This is a genomic window from Pseudomonas oplopanacis (assembly GCF_057128725.1).
In genome coordinates, this window is sequence record NZ_JBSKHV010000004.1 from 1 (window position 1) to 15,099 (window position 15,099).

The following is a 15,099-nucleotide window of genomic DNA, read 5'->3' on the forward strand; positions in this document are numbered from 1 at the left end:
CGTCTCAACCGAGGCGCGCATTCTACAGCAGCCTCTGTTGCTGTCAAGCGGTTATTTTCAGAAGTTTTCAAAGTTTCGCTTGGAAATCTTTAACAACTTCAACCACTTGCGCTTCCGATCACTCGGTAGCGGGAGGCGAATTCTACAGCGTTACACGCTGCTGTCAACACCTCTTTTTCAACTCCCTTTCGGGCTTCGATGACCTGAAGCCGCTCACTGTCGAAACCTGCATAACTCTTTGTTTACCAAGGAGTTTTCCGTTTCGACTGCGCCGGAAGTGGGGCGAATTATAGACATCCAGAATCTGCCGTCAAGCGCTGATTTGGTTTTTCTATCGATCAATCCAAAATCACTGCTATATATAGACGCGCCCGCCACGAATGCGCACTATATTGCCCAACCGCACTACATCAACACTCTCGCTTCCATTTTCGGACGATGCCACGCAATGAATGATCAGCCCCGCAGCCTCGCCTCGACCTTGTTTTCGGTAGGCCTGCTAATAATAGCCATGGCCTCGATCCAGTCCGGAGCGTCCCTGGCCAAAAGCATGTTCCCGGTAATTGGCGCTCAAGGAACCACCACCCTGCGTCTGATGTTCGCCAGTGTGATCATGCTGCTCATGCTGCGGCCATGGCGGGCCAAGCTCACCGCAAAATCCCTGCGCACCGTCATCATCTATGGCATGGCGCTGGGCGGCATGAACTTCCTCTTCTATATGTCGTTACGCACCGTCCCCCTGGGCATTGCCGTAGCCCTGGAATTCACCGGGCCTCTGGCAGTGGCGATCTACGCTTCGCGGCGTGCGATCGACTTTTTATGGATAGCACTCGCGGCTATCGGCTTGCTGCTCTTGATACCTACAGGCGCGACAAGTGCCGGGATTGACCTTGAAGGTGCCGGCTATGCGTTGGGCGCGGGTGTCTGCTGGGCGCTGTACATTCTTTTCGGGCAAAAGGCCGGCGCCGACAACGGTGTGCAGACCGCCGCATTGGGCGTGATGATTGCGGCATTGTTCGTGGCCCCTATCGGCATCGTCCACGCCGGCGCCGCGCTGCTGACTCCGTCGCTGATCCCCGTGGCCATTGGTGTAGCCATTCTGTCCACCGCCCTGCCCTACACGCTGGAGATGGTCGCGCTCACCCGAATGCCCGCCCGTACATTCGGCACTTTGATGAGCATCGAACCGGCGATTGGCGCGTTGTCAGGCCTGCTGTTCCTCCAAGAGTACCTCTCACTGTCACAGTGGATGGCTATCTTGTGCATCATTCTGGCTTCCGTGGGGGCGACCATGACCATGGGCAGCAGTGCCAAGCCAGCGGTTGCGGCAGATTGATACAGGATTTGACGCGGGTCTGGTAATTACCGCTCAATTAGGCCATGTTTAGGCCCGTAACCCAGCGCCAGACATGGATTTTTTCAGGATAGGGACATCAGAACGCTTCAGCGAAAGCGAATGCAGCCAGACCCGGGCGCAAGATCCGGGAACGCTATAAGGACAGCAATGAAACGAATTTTGATATTGATCGCCGTACTTGCAGTTGCGGGCTGCGCGGCGACCTCGAAAACATCAGTCAAGCATGGCAAAAAAGGGCTGCATATCAACTGTTCAGGGCTCTCATCCTCGTGGGACAAGTGCTACACCAGCGCCGCCAACTCGTGCGCACCCAAGGGGTACAAGGTCATCGCCAAGTCGGGGGATGCGGTGGAAGAACCAGGCGATTATCCGTTCGGCCTCAATCCCGCCGGCTACACCAGCCGCAGCATGATCGTCATTTGCAAGTAGATTGATGCCGCCCGGCAATCTGGCGGCCAATCTCATCGTAGCTGGACTTCAATACATTCCGCTGGATGTCTGGCGTCGCCAGCATCCGCGCGACCACCAAAGCACCGATGCATTGCGACAAAATGGCCCAAGCCAGGCTGTCGCTCTCCAGGATGCGCGCCCAACTCTCCTGTAGCTGACAAATCCAGCGCTCCGCCTGCTGGCGAACCAGCACATCCGAACGAGCGATCTCTGCACCCAACGCGGGTAATGCGCAGCCGGATTCTGGATGCTCGACATGCGCCATGCTCAAGTAATGCTTGAGGCACCGCTCAAGCTTTTCGCGCCCCTGATCGGCGCTTAATCGCTCCAGGCTTTGGCACAGCTCACGCTCGACGATTGAAGCGAACAGTTCATCTTTCGACGAAAAATGACTGTAGAAAGCCCCGCCGCTCAGGCCGATCGCCTTCATCAAACCGTCGACACCGACCGTGGAAAAACCTGACTTCTTGGCTGACACCGCGCTGCTTTCCAGCAGCCTCTCTTTGGTTTCCAACTTGTGACTGGCCGAGTAGCGCATTGCCCTCTCCTCAGGATTGATCGTCTTGACGCGTGCCAAATCGTAGCATAACGTTCGTTCAGTTAACGATCGTTTAGCAAAGGGCTCAACCTATGAATAACAAGAAGGTCGTACTGGTTGTCGGCGCGGGTGATGCTACTGGCGGCGCCATCGCCAAGCGTTTTGCCCAGGAAGGTTACGTCGCCTGCGTCACCCGACGCAGCGCAGACAAACTTCAGCCGCTGGTCGACGCCATCAAAGCCAACGGCGGTGACGCCTACGGTTTTGCCTGTGATGCGCGCAAGGAAGAAGAGGTGATCGCGCTAGTCGAACAGATCGAAAGCGAGATCGGCCCCATCGAAGCGTTTGTGTTCAATATCGGCGCGAATGTGCCCTGCAGCATTCTTGAAGAAACGGCCCGCAAGTATTTCAAGATTTGGGAAATGGCCTGTTTTTCAGGTTTTCTCAACGCTCGTGAAGTCGCCAAGCGCATGGCCAAGCGTCAACGGGGCACTATCCTGTTCACCGGAGCCACCGCGGGTATGCGCGGTGCCGCGGGATTCGCAGCATTTGCCGGTGCCAAGCACGGAATTCGAGCCCTGGCCCAAAGCATGGCGCGTGAACTTGGCCCCATGAATATCCACGTTGCTCATGTCGTCGTCGATGGGGCTATCGATACCGATTTCATCCGCGAGAGCTTTCCGGAAAAGTACGCGACCAAGGACGAAGACGGAATTCTCAACCCCGAGCACATCGCCGAGAACTATTGGTACCTGCACAGCCAGCCCCGCGACGCCTGGACGTTCGAACTGGATTTACGGCCCTGGAGCGAACGCTGGTAAGCCCTCCCCTACAACAATAAACAGAGCGCACCGACCATGAGCAAAACCGTGGAGTTTTATTTCGACCTCGGCAGCCCGGCCACCTACCTGGCCTATACCCAGCTGCCCAAAATCTGCGAGCAAACCGGCAGCCAACTTGTTTACACGCCCATGCTGCTGGGTGGCGTCTTCAAGGCCACCGGTAACGCTTCGCCGGCGGTGATCCCGGCCAAGGGCCGCTACATGTTTCAAGACCTCGACCGCTATGCAAAGCGCTATGGCGTGCCACTCAAATTCAATCCACATTTCCCCATCAATACCCTGATGCTCATGCGTGCGGTGACCGGGATTCAGTTACGTCATCCCGAGCGCTTCATGGCGTTTATCGACTGTCTGTTCACGGCCCTCTGGGTCGAAGGCCGCAGCCTCGATGACCCGGCCACCGTCGCAGCTGTGTTGACACACCACGGATTTGACCCCAACGAAGTACTCGCCCTGACAGCCGACGAGGAAGTCAAAGCTGTCCTCAAGGACAATACCGAGAAAGCCGTACAACGCGGTGTATTCGGTGCGCCAAGCATGTTCGTCGGCAATCAGTTGTTCTTCGGCCAGGATCGGCTGGACTTCGTGGTTGAAGCCCTGAGTTAAATCTCGACCACCAACCGCCCCTGCGCGCCTCCTGAAACGATCAACTCATGAGCAGCCCCGGCAGTTTCCAGCGTGAACTGCCGAGGATCGAGCAACGGTTTCAACTGACCCGCCTCTATCAGCCGAGTCGCGTCCTGAAGAATCTGCCCATGGTGCTCAAGCCCCTTACCGGTTAACAAAGGCAACAGCGTAAACACCCCGGAATAAGTCGCCCCACGAAATGACAACGGCGCAAGGCTATGTTGTCCCCAGCCCAGACAGCTCACTACATGCCCTTCATAAACCCGAGCTGCCTTGAATGAATCATCCAATACCCCGCCGCCCACCGTGTCATAGACCACATCGAATCCCTCCCCCGAAGTGAACTCAGCCACATACTCCTCCACCGAAGACGCACGATAATCGATGAACGTTGCGCCAAAGCTTTCAATAAGCCCCTTGTTACCCGTTGAACCCGTCGCGAACACTTCTGCACCGAAAGCCCGGGCAACTTGCACAGCCACGTGCCCGACACCACCCGCACCACCGTGAATCAGCACTTTCTGTCCAGCCCGAACCCGAGCCCGATCAACCAGCCCTTCCCACGCCGTGATCAATACCAAAGGCAACCCTGCCGCCTCGCGCATGCTCAGATTTTTTGGCTTGTGCGCCAGAAGCCGCGAATCAACCACCGCGAACTCAGCCAAAGAGCCCTGCGCACCACCGATTCCGGTCGCCATCGCATAGACCTCATCACCCGGCAGCCATCCACTGACGCCCTCTCCTATCGCCTCAACGATCCCCGCGAGGTCCATGCCCAACACAGCCGGCAATGGCTGCCGTGCATGAGCCGCCTGCCCCGAACGAATCTTGGTATCCAGCGGATTCACCCCGCTGGCCTTGATCCGCACCAGCACTTGGCCCGCTCCCGGCACCGGCCGCGGCAGGGAAACCAAGCGTAAAGGCCCATTGGCCGAGTCCACCATCAGAGCGCGCATTTCAAGTGAGTCAGTCATTTCGGCAAATCCCGTCAGAAGTGGGTGTGGAAGTAATCTTCGCCCCGTTCAATCATGCTGATAAGACGCTATATCGCTATAGTGATCATGCCCATATGGCATCAATGAGAAATCTCGTGGACACACTCAACGCAATGGCCACTTTCGTTCGGGTCGTCGAACGTGGCAGCTTCTCGGCCGTTGCCCGGGAGATGCAGACCAGCCAGCCCACCATCAGCAAGCTACTAAGGGCGCTGGAAACCAGACTGGGCGCCAAGCTGATTAGCCGCAGCACCCGCCAACTGTCACTGACCGATGAAGGTCAGCGCTACTACACCGAATGCCGGCAAATCCTGGCTGCCGTGGACGCGGCGGAACAGCGTTTTCGATCGGGACGCGAATCCGTCGCCGGCAACCTGAAAATCGGTTCATCCGTGAGTTTCGGGCGCTTGCACATTGCACCGCGACTCCCTGAGTTTCTCAAAGCGCACCCTCAGGTTCAGATTGACCTGCAACTCAGCGATCAAAATCAGGACCTGGTCAGTGAAGGGCTGGACGTGACGTTCCGAATCGGCGAGTTGAGCGACAGTAGTCTGCTCGCACGTCACATCGGTACCACGCACCGGATTACGGTTGCAGCGCCTGACTACCTTGAGCAACACGGCGAGCCACACACCCCGGAAGAGCTCGGCGCGCACAACTGCCTGCAATTCAATTTACTGAACAGTCAGAACCTATGGCATTACGAAAGAGGCAACCAACGCCACGAAGTGCGTATCAGGGGTAATGCGCAAAGCAACAACTCCGAGGCAATTCGCGAGATGGTGCTGGGGGGATTGGGCATTGCGCTGTCGCCGGTGTGGTTATTCAGCGAGGATCTGAAAGCCGGCCGAGTGAAAGCGATTTTACAAGACTACACGGCACAGTCGCTGCCGATCCATGCCGTGTCCCCGGCGAATCGTCGCCAATCCGCCAGGGTCAGGGCTTTTGTCGACTACATGAGTCAGGCGCTCGAACAAGCGCCTGAACTGCAACCCGTCAAATAGCCGCAGTACGGGTGTTCAACCACTCAAGGGCCGCGCCCTCGAGCAACGGGCTCAAGCGCTCGCGCACTTCGGCGTGGTAAGCGTTGAACCACTGTTTCTCTTCCAGGGTCAGCAGCGACGGCTCCAGGCAACGGGTGTCGATCGGGCACAGTGTCAGGGTTTCGAACTTGAGGAACTCACCAAATTCGCTGGAACCCGCCTCTCGGTTCAGCGCCAGGTTCTCGATACGCACGCCCCAACGGCCCGGACGATAGGTACCTGGTTCGATGGAGGTGATCATGCCCGGTTGCATCGCGGTCTGCGGAGTAGCAGCAGCCTGATAGGCGATGACCTGCGGACCTTCGTGAACGTTGAGGAAGTAGCCGACGCCATGGCCGGTGCCGTGACCGTAGTCGACACTCTCAGCCCAGATCGGCGCGCGAGCGATGGCATCGAGCAATGGCGACAAAATCCCCCGAGGGAATTGCGCGCGGGACAGCGCGATCACGCCTTTGAGCACGCGTGTGCAATCGCGTTTCTGTTCAGCCGTTGGTGTACCGACCGGCACCATTCGCGTGATGTCGGTGGTGCCACCCAGGTACTGACCGCCGGAGTCGATCAGCAACAGACCGTCACCCTCGATCACCGCGTGCTCTTCTTCGGTCGCGTGGTAGTGCGGCATCGCGCCATTGGCGTTGAACGCGGCAATGGTGTTGAAGCTCAGCGACACGTAGCCCGGACGTCGGGTACGCGCGGCAGTGAGGTGTTCGTCGATGGTCAGCTCGGTGATGCGCTCACGACCCAAGGCCGAGTCCAGCCAAGTGAAGAATTCGCACAGGGCGGCACCGTCCTGCTCCATGGCTTGACGAATATGTTCGGCATCGGCCAGGCTTTTTTGCGACTTGGCGAGCGTGGTCGGGTTCAGGCCTTCAACCAGTTTTACGCCTTTGTCGAGGTTGTCCAGCAAACCGGCGGTGACGCGCGCCGGATCGACTTGCAGGCTCGCGCCGCTCGGCACGGCTCGCAATGCAGCGGCCACTTCGCTGTAATCGCGCAGGGTCACGCCGTCTTGTTCGAGCACCGCACGCAGTTGAGCATCGACTTTGCTCAGGGCAACGAACAGGGTGGCCTGCTCCTGGCTGATCAAGGCGAAAGACACGAACACCGGGTTGAACGACACGTCGCCGCCGCGCAGATTGAACAACCAGGCGATGTCATCGAGGGTCGCGACAAAATGCCAGTCAGCGCCACGATCCTTCAACACCTCGCGCAGTTTCGCCAGTTTCTCGCCACGGCTGACCGTCGCCTGCGGCGGTAAATGCTGATAGATCGGCTCATTCGGCAACGTCGGGCGGTCGCTCCAGACTTCGCTCAACAGATCGATGTCGGTACGCAGGCGGGCGCCGCGCTCTTCGAGTTTGCCACCCAGCGTACGTGCCGACGCCACGGCCATCACCGCACCGTCCACCGCGACGACGCCGCCTTCAGGGGTTTGCTCGGCCAGCCAATCCAACGGGCCAGGTTGACCCGGCTGCAGCTTGACCAGTTCGATGCCGCTGCCCTTGAGCTCCTTGGTCGCTTGCTCCCAGTAACGACTGTCGGCCCAGACGCCGGCAAAATCCGGGGTCACGATCAGTGTGCCGACCGAGCCATGGAAGCCCGATAACCACTGCCGTCCCTGCCAGTAACCCGGCAGATATTCCGACAGGTGCGGATCGGCCGACGGCACCAGCAAGGCATGAATGCCTTCGCGGCTCATCAGTTCGCGGGTTTGCGCCAGGCGCTGTGGCACCGATCCATTGATCGAAGGCTGCGTACTCATCGTGTCTCCTGCTAATCACTTCAGCTTATTGTTGAGTGCCGATCTGAGTCGGCGCTTTAAGGCGCTACTGCCAGAATGCCGGGGCGCTGGCGCAGGCCGCTTTGATCAGTTGCACCGCTTGGTCGATATCTTGCTCGGTGGTGAACCGGCCGAGACTCAAGCGGATGGTGCGACTCGCCGAGCGGGCGTCATGCCCCAGGGCCAGCAGCACGTGGGATGGGGCGTTGCTGGCAGAGTTGCAGGCCGACGTCGCAGAAAAAGCGATTGAATGGCTCAACGCCGCAGAATTGAATTCACCTTCGCTGAACGTCAGGCTCAAGGTATGGGGAATGCGCTGGGCCGGGCTGCCATTGAGGCGAACGCCGGGAAGGCTCAGCAACTGCTCAAGCAAACGTTCGCGCAAGCGCACGATCGTGGCTTTCTCTTCATCGAAGACATCGGCGGCCAAGGCGAAGGCCGCGCCCATGGCTGCGATCTGATGAGTCGCCAGGGTGCCGGAACGCAACCCGCCTTCGTGACCACCGCCGTGAATCTGTGCCTGCAAGCGTTGTTGCGCGCGCGGGCCGACGTACAGCGCACCGATGCCTTTGGGGCCGTAGATCTTGTGCGCGGAAAACGACATCAGGTCCACCGGCAGGCGCGCCAGATCAATGGCCACTTTGCCTGCGCCTTGCGCCGCGTCGACGTGAAACAACGCATCGCGTGCATGCACGACTTCACCAATGGCGGCGATATCGTTGACCGTGCCCAGTTCGTTGTTGACCAGCATCAGCGACACCAGAAAGGTGTCTTCACGCATCGCTTCGCTGACCGCTTGCGCCGTGATCAAACCTTCGGCGTCAGGCACCAGGTAGGTGACCGCAACACCGGCGTCCTGCAATTGCTTCGCCGTGTCGAGAATCGCCTTGTGTTCGATCTGGCTGGTAATGATGTGCCCGCCGCTGACACCACGGGCCTGGGCCACGCCCTTGAGCGCGAGGTTGTTGGATTCAGTGGCACCGGAGGTCCAGACAATCTGCTGCGCGTTGGCGCCAACCAGATCGGCGACCTGCTGCCGGGCGTGCTCGACCGACTGTCGGGCTTGCTGACCATAGGCATGGGAGCTGGACGCCGGGTTACCGAAATTGCCGGTATAACCCAGACACTCGACCATGACCTTGATGACCCGCTCATCCACCGGCGTGGTGGCGGCGTAATCGAAATACAACGGACGCTTATTCATAAAAGACTCGCAGAGCGTGTTCCGGGATCAGGAAGCTCATGACGGAAACGTCAAGGCGCAGCCTTGTGAGCTGCGCCGATATTTCAGCACGTTAGAAATACCTGATCGGAAGCCGTTAAAGAAGAACAACTTCATTTAAAAGTGCGTAGGAACGCTCCTGAAGTCGAGCTTAACAGGCATCGGGCAACCGGTTGAAGCAATGCGTCAGCTAAAGCTTTCAAGAAGTAACGGATACAGCGAAGCCACCAACAGCGCCGCCATGCCCCAGTTGAACAGGCGCAACCAGCGGCGGTCCTTCAACACATTGCGCAACAACGTGCCGCACCCGGCCCAGATGCCGACGCTCGGCAGGTTGATCACGGCAAACACCGCCGCAATGATGATCACATTGGTGAAATAACCCTGCATCGGCGTGTAGGTGCTGATGGCGCCGATGGCCATGATCCACGCCTTGGGATTGACCCATTGGAACGCAGCTGCGCCGAGGTAAGTGATGGGTTTGCTTTCGCCGTTCTCGCTCTCGGAGACCGGGCCTGAATGGGCGATTTTCCATGCCAGGTACAGCAAATACGCCGCGCCGACGTAGCGCAGCACGGTGTAGAGCAAAGGATAGGTTTGAAACACGGCACCAAGGCCGAACCCGACGGCGACCACCAGGACAAAGAAGCCGCAGGTGACACCCAACATATGCGGGATGGTGCGGTTAAAGCCGAAGTTCACACCCGATGCCAGCAACATGGTGTTGTTGGGGCCGGGAGTAATCGAGGTGACGAGCGCAAACAGGGCCAGGCCCATCAGCAGATCGAGTGAAAGTGTCATCAGCGGCAGTCCATTAGGGTCAATCGGGTGTTAAGACCCTAACGCACGCCTTGCCGGAAACCCATGGACAGTTACGTGAAACTTCGAGCGGTACAGTTTTCGATCAGCTTGGACGACCGTGAAGCTGTACAGCACGTTCGGCGTTCATCTCACCCTGTTTATCGAAGCTGAACGACTTTTGCGGTTGACCGAGCAGTGCGGCTTTCTTCGCGTGGTATTCCTCGAAGGACAGACCACGACGATTCAAATCCTCTAACGCCAATTCCTTGGATTCTTCTGCGGTGTACGGCCGCAATTCCGGTGAAACATGACTGGCACAACCGGCAAGCACAGAGACCGCGAGCAGCAGAAAAGTGGCGATTAGAGGTTTCATTTTTGGCGTCCTGCATCTGGGTTCGGGGGAATGAACACAGGCTACTCGCGCGGCTTCACGGGCAGAAATCAACGCTCTCAATAGTGGCTATCGACTTTGGTAAACACTCTCCAGGTCCGCCCACATATATTCCTTAAAGATCTATAAATATTTGTTTAATGTCTTTTACGGAATATAAAACAGCCTTTATAACAACGCCATCGCTGCACGAACTGTTGCCGGAACAACTGTTTGCCAGGCAACAGTCATCCAGCAAACAGCGCCGAAAACAGTACAACGTCGGCCAGGAAACATGCTCAAAGCCCCGTAAACAGGGGCCCGAAGGATTGGTACAGCTCTTGCTCAACCCAAGACCTACTCACTGCTCCCCGAGCAACTGTTGAAAAAGGAACTGATCATGTCCCGTGCATTGAAAGTCGTTGCCCTGTCGGGCGGAACCTGGCGCCCGTCTCGCACCCTGGTGCTGACTCAGGCGCTGTTGAGCGAACTGTCGGAGCAATTGCCGATCGAGAGCCGGCTGATCGAACTCGGCGACATCGCTCGCCCCCTCGGTGCGGCACTTTCGCGACAAGAATTGAGCGCCGAGATTGAAGCCGAGTTGCAAGCGATCGAGAACGCCGACCTGCTGATTGTGGCCGCGCCGGTGTATCGCGGCTCCTACCCGGGATTGCTCAAGCACCTGTTCGACCTGATCGACCTCAACGCCCTGATCGACACGCCGGTACTGCTGGCTGCCACCGGTGGCAGCGAACGTCACGCGCTGGTCCTCGATCATCAATTGCGCCCGCTGTTCAGTTTCTTCCAGGCCCTGACCTTGCCGATTGGCGTCTATGCCACCGAAGCCGATTTCTCCAACTACCAAATAACCAGTGAGCCCTTGAAGGCCCGCATTCGTCTTGCTGCAGAACGCGCCGCGCCGTTGTTCGGCGTGCACCCCAAAAATCTGCTGAAAATCGCTTAAGGATTTCTTCATGGATGTTTTCTGGTTCCTGCCCACTCACGGCGACGGCCATTACCTGGGCACCACCCAGGGCGCACGCCCGGTCACGCTCAACTACCTGAAACAAGTGGCCCAGGCTGCGGACAGCCTTGGCTATCACGGCGTACTGATTCCAACCGGGCGTTCGTGCGAGGACTCTTGGGTGATTGCTTCGGCGTTGGTGCCGCTGACCGAACGCCTGCGTTATCTGGTGGCGATTCGGCCAGGGATCATCTCGCCGACGGTCTCGGCGCGCATGGCTGCGACGCTGGATCGTTTGTCCAACGGCCGCTTGCTGATCAATGTGGTGACCGGCGGTGACCCGGATGAAAACCGTGGCGACGGTATCTTTCTCGATCACAGCGAGCGCTACGAAGTCACCGATGAATTCCTGCAGATCTGGCGCCGGGTGCTACAAGGCGAAGCGGTGGATTTCGCAGGCAAACACCTTCAGGTACAGAACGCCAAGGCGCTTTACCCGCCGGTGCAAAAACCCTACCCGCCGCTTTACTTTGGCGGATCTTCCGAAGCCGCCCATGAATTGGCCGCCGAGCAGGTGGACGTCTACCTGACCTGGGGCGAACCTCCGGCCGCCGTGGCGCAAAAGCTCGCGGATGTGCGTGAGCGTGCGGCGCGAAACGGTCGCACGGTGAAGTTCGGGATTCGCTTGCATGTGATCGTGCGCGAGACCGCCGACGAAGCCTGGAAAGCCGCTGACAAACTCATCGAGCACATCAGCGACGAGACCATCGCCGCTGCCCAGAAATCGTTCTCGCGGTTCGACTCCGAAGGTCAGCGACGCATGGCGGCGCTGCATGACGGGCGTCGTGACAACCTGGAAATTGCCCCCAATCTCTGGGCCGGTGTCGGTCTGGTGCGGGGCGGTGCAGGGACCGCGTTGGTCGGTGATCCACAGCAAGTGGCGGCGCGGATCAAGGAGTACGCGGACCTGGGAATCGAGAGTTTCATCTTCTCCGGTTATCCGCACCTTGAAGAGGCTTATCGGTTTGCCGAGTTGGTGTTCCCGTTGTTGCCCGAGCCGTACGCCAGCCTGGCGGGACGCGGCACCACCAACCTGACCGGGCCCTTTGGCGAAATGATTGCCAATGATGTGCTGCCCACCAAAGCCACGGCCTGACGAACAACTCCTCCTTGGGAATGGGCAACTTTGTGGCGAGGGGGCTTGCCCCCGTTGGGGCGCGAAGCGGCCCTTAAACCTGGATGCCGAGTATTTTCTGATACTCCGCGTCAATCGGTTTAACGACTGCTTCGCAGCCGAACGGGGGCAAGCCCCCTCGCCAAACAAAGCCCACTCCATAGGAGGATTTGTGTCGAATTTATGAGGAACTCACGCGTGACCGCCAAGCCGCACAGCACCCTGTTATCCCCCTTGCAGACCGCCCGCCAACTGGCCGCCGGGTTTGCCCTGACCGCCGTCGAGCGCGACGAGCGCGGGGGCACGCCCAAGGTTGAACGCGATGCCCTGCGCCACAGTGGCCTGCTGGGTTTGAGCATCCCGGTCCAGTACGGCGGCCTCGGCGCCAGCTGGAGCGAAACCCTGGCCATCGTCCGTGAGTTCGCCAAGGTCGACAGTTCCATCGCCCACGTCTTCGGTTTCCATCACTTGATGCTCGCCACCGTGCGCCTGTTCGCCAGGCCTGAACAATGGCAGCCCTGGTTCGAGCAGACTGCACGCAAGAACTGGTTCTGGGGCAACGCCCTCAACCCGCTGGACACCCGCACGGTGGTGAAAAACCTGAGGGGCTGGCGTGAGTTTTCCGGCAAGAAAAGCTTCTGCTCCGGTGCCAGCGATTCGGAAATGCTGATCGCCTCTGCCGTCGATGAAAGCGCCGGCGGCAAATTGTTGATCGCCGCGATTCCCAGTGGTCGCAGCGGCATCACCCTGCACAACGACTGGAACAACATGGGCCAGCGCCAGACCGACAGCGGCAGCGCCACGTTCGAACGGGTGCGGGTCGAAGAGTCGGAATTGCTGCTCGATCCGGGCCCGTTGAGCACACCGTTCGCCTGCCTGCGGCCGTTGATTGCGCAACTGACGTTCACCCATATGTTCCTCGGCATCGCCGAGGGCGCCTTTGAAGAAGCGCGGCAATACACGCTCACCGAGACCCGGCCGTGGCACAAATCCACGGTTCAGGATGTGCGTCAGGATCCTTATGTCCTCGGCCATTACGGCGAATTCTGGGTCGCTCTCGAAGGTGTTCGACTGCTGGTGGAACGCGCCGCCGAACTGCTCGACAAGGCTTGGGCAAAAGGCCCGAACCTCAGCGCCGAAGAACGTGGACATCTGGCCACCGCCATCGCCACCGCGAAAGTCGCCGCCACGCGTAACGGCCTGGAGCTGTGTAGCCGCTTGTTCGAAGTCACCGGCGCGCGCTCGACTCACGCGTCCCTGCGACTCGACCGTCACTGGCGCAACCTGCGCACGCAAACCCTGCACGACCCGGTGGATTACAAACTCCATGAGCTGGGTGACTGGGCGCTGAACCAGGCCTTGCCCGTTCCGACTTTCTATTCCTAGCCTTCTCTTCATGGAGCGAACCCCATGCAACTGCTGACCTTACCGCCCTCGCCCGCGCTGGCGACTTCGATCCGTGCCACCGCGCAAGTGTTCGAAGACCCGAAATCCCAGGCCTTGCTCGCCCATCTGCAACAAGTCGCGCCCAGTGAAGCCAGCGTGCTGATCATTGGCGAAACCGGCACCGGCAAGGAGTTGGTGGCGAGGCACATCCACAACCTCAGCGCCCGGCGCAACCGGCCGTTCGTGGCGGTGAACTGCGGCGCCTTCTCCGAATCGCTGGTCGAGGCCGAGCTGTTCGGCCACGAAAAAGGCGCGTTCACCGGCGCGTTGAGCGCCAAGGCCGGCTGGTTCGAAGAGGCCGATGGCGGCACGTTGTTCCTCGATGAAATCGGTGATCTGCCGATGGCGATTCAGGTCAAGCTGCTGCGCGTGTTGCAGGAGCGCGAAGTGGTGCGGCTCGGTTCGCGTAAAAGCATTCCGATCGACGTGCGCGTGCTGGCCGCGACCAACGTGCAACTGGAAAAAGCCATCAACGCCGGGCATTTTCGCGAAGACCTTTATTACCGCCTCGACGTCGTCAGCCTGGAGCTGAGCCCCTTGCGCGAGCGCCCCGGCGACATCCTGCCGCTGACCCGCCATTTCATCGACGCCTACAGCCGACGCCTGGGCTACGGCAGCATCACCATCAGCAAAGAAGCCGAATTGAAACTGCGCAGCTACAGTTGGCCGGGCAACATCCGCGAACTGGAAAACGTCATCCACCACACGCTGCTGATCTGCCGCAACGGCGTGATCGAACGCGATGACCTGCGCCTGTCCAACATGCGCATCGAGCGCCAGGACGACTATCACACCAGCGTCGACGATTCCCCGGAAGCCCTGCTGGATAGAGCCTTTCAAAAACTCTTCGCAGAACAGGCCGGCGCGTTGCATGAAAAAGTCGAAGACGCCTTGTTGCGCGCGGCCTATCGCTTCTGCCATTACAACCAGGTGCACACCGCTGCCCTGCTGGGCCTGAGCCGAAACGTGACGCGCACGCGGCTGATCAAGATCGGCGAATTGGCCGTAAACAAACGCCGGGTGATGGAGAATGTCCAGGGCGAGCGGGTCATGCAGTTGTCGATTTAACCCACCAGGCGGCAGTGCAGCGCGTTGTCGTGGCTGAGCGCCAGGCTGTGCAGCACCTGGAACGAGCCGAACGTCACGGTCTTCGCCTGATGGGCGCGGATCAGTTGCCAGAAATCCTGTTCGCCGCTTTCAAAACTGCGAAAGGCCGCCTCTCCCGCCGCGCGGGTTTGCCATTGCAGGTAGTTGAGCACCCGCCGGCCGTCGTCGCTGGCCTGGATGCTGGCACTCAGAAAACCACTGAAATCCCGCGCCAGACGCTCGGTCTGCCGGGACAACGCCGTCACCAGCGCAGGTTGCTGATGCGGCTCGATCTCGAACTCGATCAGTTGGGTGAAGCTGCGATTGTTCTCTGACGATTGCATGAATAGTCCCCCTCACGTGCCAGGCGGATCTTGCGATCCGAAGGCCTGCAGGGTAAAACC

16 protein-coding genes are annotated in these 15,099 nt (G+C 59.2%); 9 read left to right on the forward strand and 7 right to left on the reverse strand.

Features of this window, described 5'->3' with window-relative positions:
* The first annotated feature begins 448 nt into the window (after positions 1-448).
* Both rhtA and ACWKV5_RS10320 read left to right on the forward strand, forming a co-directional pair.
* Complete coding sequence (gene rhtA / locus ACWKV5_RS10315; protein ID WP_483841191.1) at positions 449-1,336, forward strand: threonine/homoserine exporter RhtA; 888 nt, start codon at positions 449-451, stop codon at positions 1,334-1,336.
* A gap of 168 nt (positions 1,337-1,504) precedes the next feature.
* Positions 1,505-1,786 carry a hypothetical protein gene (locus ACWKV5_RS10320; RefSeq protein WP_027925802.1) on the forward strand — a complete coding sequence of 94 codons (282 nt, stop codon included), beginning with the start codon at positions 1,505-1,507 and terminating at the stop codon, positions 1,784-1,786.
* On the opposite strand, the gene ACWKV5_RS10325 is transcribed toward ACWKV5_RS10320, so the two are convergent.
* Positions 1,773-2,345 carry a TetR/AcrR family transcriptional regulator gene (locus tag ACWKV5_RS10325; protein ID WP_483841192.1) on the reverse strand — a complete coding sequence of 191 codons (573 nt, stop codon included), beginning with the start codon at positions 2,343-2,345 and terminating at the stop codon, positions 1,773-1,775. The genes ACWKV5_RS10320 and ACWKV5_RS10325 overlap by 14 nt on opposite strands.
* Positions 2,346-2,437: 92 nt before the next feature.
* Between ACWKV5_RS10325 and ACWKV5_RS10330 the strand changes: the two genes are divergently transcribed.
* Complete coding sequence (locus tag ACWKV5_RS10330; protein WP_483841193.1) at positions 2,438-3,166, forward strand: SDR family oxidoreductase; 729 nt, start codon at positions 2,438-2,440, stop codon at positions 3,164-3,166.
* A gap of 36 nt (positions 3,167-3,202) precedes the next feature.
* Positions 3,203-3,793: a 2-hydroxychromene-2-carboxylate isomerase gene (locus ACWKV5_RS10335; protein ID WP_483841194.1), complete on the forward strand. Its 591-nt coding sequence runs from the start codon at positions 3,203-3,205 to the stop codon at positions 3,791-3,793.
* Here the strand turns inward: ACWKV5_RS10335 and ACWKV5_RS10340 are convergent.
* On the reverse strand, positions 3,790-4,788 hold the full coding sequence (locus tag ACWKV5_RS10340) for a zinc-dependent alcohol dehydrogenase family protein (protein ID WP_483841195.1): 999 nt from the start codon (positions 4,786-4,788) through the stop codon (positions 3,790-3,792). The genes ACWKV5_RS10335 and ACWKV5_RS10340 overlap by 4 nt on opposite strands.
* 104 nt (positions 4,789-4,892) lie before the next feature.
* Between ACWKV5_RS10340 and ACWKV5_RS10345 the strand changes: the two genes are divergently transcribed.
* Positions 4,893-5,813, forward strand: a complete 921-nt coding sequence (locus ACWKV5_RS10345; RefSeq protein ID WP_483841448.1) for a LysR family transcriptional regulator — start codon at positions 4,893-4,895, stop codon at positions 5,811-5,813.
* Here ACWKV5_RS10345 and ACWKV5_RS10350 read toward each other — a convergent pair.
* The 4 genes from ACWKV5_RS10350 to ACWKV5_RS10365 form a co-directional block, all read right to left on the reverse strand.
* Positions 5,806-7,614, reverse strand: coding sequence for an aminopeptidase P family protein (locus tag ACWKV5_RS10350; protein WP_483841196.1), 1,809 nt, complete (start codon positions 7,612-7,614; stop codon positions 5,806-5,808). The genes ACWKV5_RS10345 and ACWKV5_RS10350 overlap by 8 nt on opposite strands.
* Before the next feature lie 64 nt (positions 7,615-7,678).
* The gene (locus ACWKV5_RS10355; RefSeq protein WP_483841197.1) at positions 7,679-8,836 is read right to left on the reverse strand and encodes an aminotransferase class V-fold PLP-dependent enzyme; all 1,158 of its coding nucleotides are present in this window, start codon (positions 8,834-8,836) and stop codon (positions 7,679-7,681) included.
* 204 nt (positions 8,837-9,040) lie between these two features.
* Positions 9,041-9,655: a LysE family translocator gene (locus ACWKV5_RS10360; protein ID WP_483841198.1), complete on the reverse strand. Its 615-nt coding sequence runs from the start codon at positions 9,653-9,655 to the stop codon at positions 9,041-9,043.
* Positions 9,656-9,758: 103 nt separating this feature from the next.
* A complete protein-coding gene (locus tag ACWKV5_RS10365; RefSeq protein ID WP_027925793.1) occupies positions 9,759-10,028 on the reverse strand; it encodes a hypothetical protein in 270 nt (89 codons plus the stop codon).
* A 397-nt stretch (positions 10,029-10,425) separates the two neighbouring features.
* On the opposite strand from ACWKV5_RS10365, the gene msuE reads away from it, so the two are divergent.
* The 4 genes from msuE (at position 10,426) to ACWKV5_RS10385 (ending at position 14,677) form a co-directional block, all read left to right on the forward strand.
* Positions 10,426-10,989 carry an FMN reductase gene (gene msuE / locus ACWKV5_RS10370; RefSeq protein ID WP_483841199.1) on the forward strand — a complete coding sequence of 188 codons (564 nt, stop codon included), beginning with the start codon at positions 10,426-10,428 and terminating at the stop codon, positions 10,987-10,989.
* A gap of 10 nt (positions 10,990-10,999) precedes the next feature.
* Positions 11,000-12,145 (forward strand): FMNH2-dependent alkanesulfonate monooxygenase, encoded by a 1,146-nt coding sequence (gene ssuD, locus ACWKV5_RS10375; RefSeq protein WP_483841200.1) that lies wholly within the window; start codon positions 11,000-11,002, stop codon positions 12,143-12,145.
* Between the two features lie 201 nt (positions 12,146-12,346).
* The gene (locus ACWKV5_RS10380; protein WP_483841201.1) at positions 12,347-13,549 is read left to right on the forward strand and encodes an acyl-CoA dehydrogenase family protein; all 1,203 of its coding nucleotides are present in this window, start codon (positions 12,347-12,349) and stop codon (positions 13,547-13,549) included.
* A gap of 24 nt (positions 13,550-13,573) precedes the next feature.
* Entirely contained in the window at positions 13,574-14,677 is a 1,104-nt protein-coding gene (locus tag ACWKV5_RS10385) for a sigma-54 interaction domain-containing protein (RefSeq protein ID WP_483841202.1), read from the forward strand.
* On the opposite strand, the gene ACWKV5_RS10390 is transcribed toward ACWKV5_RS10385, so the two are convergent.
* Complete coding sequence (locus ACWKV5_RS10390; RefSeq protein WP_483841203.1) at positions 14,674-15,039, reverse strand: antibiotic biosynthesis monooxygenase; 366 nt, start codon at positions 15,037-15,039, stop codon at positions 14,674-14,676. The genes ACWKV5_RS10385 and ACWKV5_RS10390 overlap by 4 nt on opposite strands.
* Between the last annotated feature and the right edge of the window lie 60 nt (positions 15,040-15,099).

Bases quoted from the DNA above. Each gene is read 5' to 3' on its own strand.
- ACWKV5_RS10350 (WP_483841196.1), bottom strand. From the start codon at position 7,614: ATGAGTACGCAGCCTTCGATCAATGGATCGGTGCCACAGCGCCTGGCG.
- ACWKV5_RS10325 (WP_483841192.1), bottom strand. From the start codon at position 2,345: ATGCGCTACTCGGCCAGTCACAAGTTGGAAACCAAAGAGAGGCTGCTG.
- ACWKV5_RS10340 (WP_483841195.1), bottom strand. From the start codon at position 4,788: ATGACTGACTCACTTGAAATGCGCGCTCTGATGGTGGACTCGGCCAAT.
- msuE (WP_483841199.1), top strand. From the start codon at position 10,426: ATGTCCCGTGCATTGAAAGTCGTTGCCCTGTCGGGCGGAACCTGGCGC.
- ACWKV5_RS10360 (WP_483841198.1), bottom strand. From the start codon at position 9,655: ATGACACTTTCACTCGATCTGCTGATGGGCCTGGCCCTGTTTGCGCTC.
- ACWKV5_RS10355 (WP_483841197.1), bottom strand. From the start codon at position 8,836: ATGAATAAGCGTCCGTTGTATTTCGATTACGCCGCCACCACGCCGGTG.
- ACWKV5_RS10330 (WP_483841193.1), top strand. From the start codon at position 2,438: ATGAATAACAAGAAGGTCGTACTGGTTGTCGGCGCGGGTGATGCTACT.
- ACWKV5_RS10320 (WP_027925802.1), top strand. From the start codon at position 1,505: ATGAAACGAATTTTGATATTGATCGCCGTACTTGCAGTTGCGGGCTGC.
- ACWKV5_RS10390 (WP_483841203.1), bottom strand. From the start codon at position 15,039: ATGCAATCGTCAGAGAACAATCGCAGCTTCACCCAACTGATCGAGTTC.
- ACWKV5_RS10335 (WP_483841194.1), top strand. From the start codon at position 3,203: ATGAGCAAAACCGTGGAGTTTTATTTCGACCTCGGCAGCCCGGCCACC.
- ssuD (WP_483841200.1), top strand. From the start codon at position 11,000: ATGGATGTTTTCTGGTTCCTGCCCACTCACGGCGACGGCCATTACCTG.
- ACWKV5_RS10345 (WP_483841448.1), top strand. From the start codon at position 4,893: ATGAGAAATCTCGTGGACACACTCAACGCAATGGCCACTTTCGTTCGG.
- ACWKV5_RS10385 (WP_483841202.1), top strand. From the start codon at position 13,574: ATGCAACTGCTGACCTTACCGCCCTCGCCCGCGCTGGCGACTTCGATC.
- ACWKV5_RS10365 (WP_027925793.1), bottom strand. From the start codon at position 10,028: ATGAAACCTCTAATCGCCACTTTTCTGCTGCTCGCGGTCTCTGTGCTT.
- rhtA (WP_483841191.1), top strand. From the start codon at position 449: ATGAATGATCAGCCCCGCAGCCTCGCCTCGACCTTGTTTTCGGTAGGC.
- ACWKV5_RS10380 (WP_483841201.1), top strand. From the start codon at position 12,347: ATGAGGAACTCACGCGTGACCGCCAAGCCGCACAGCACCCTGTTATCC.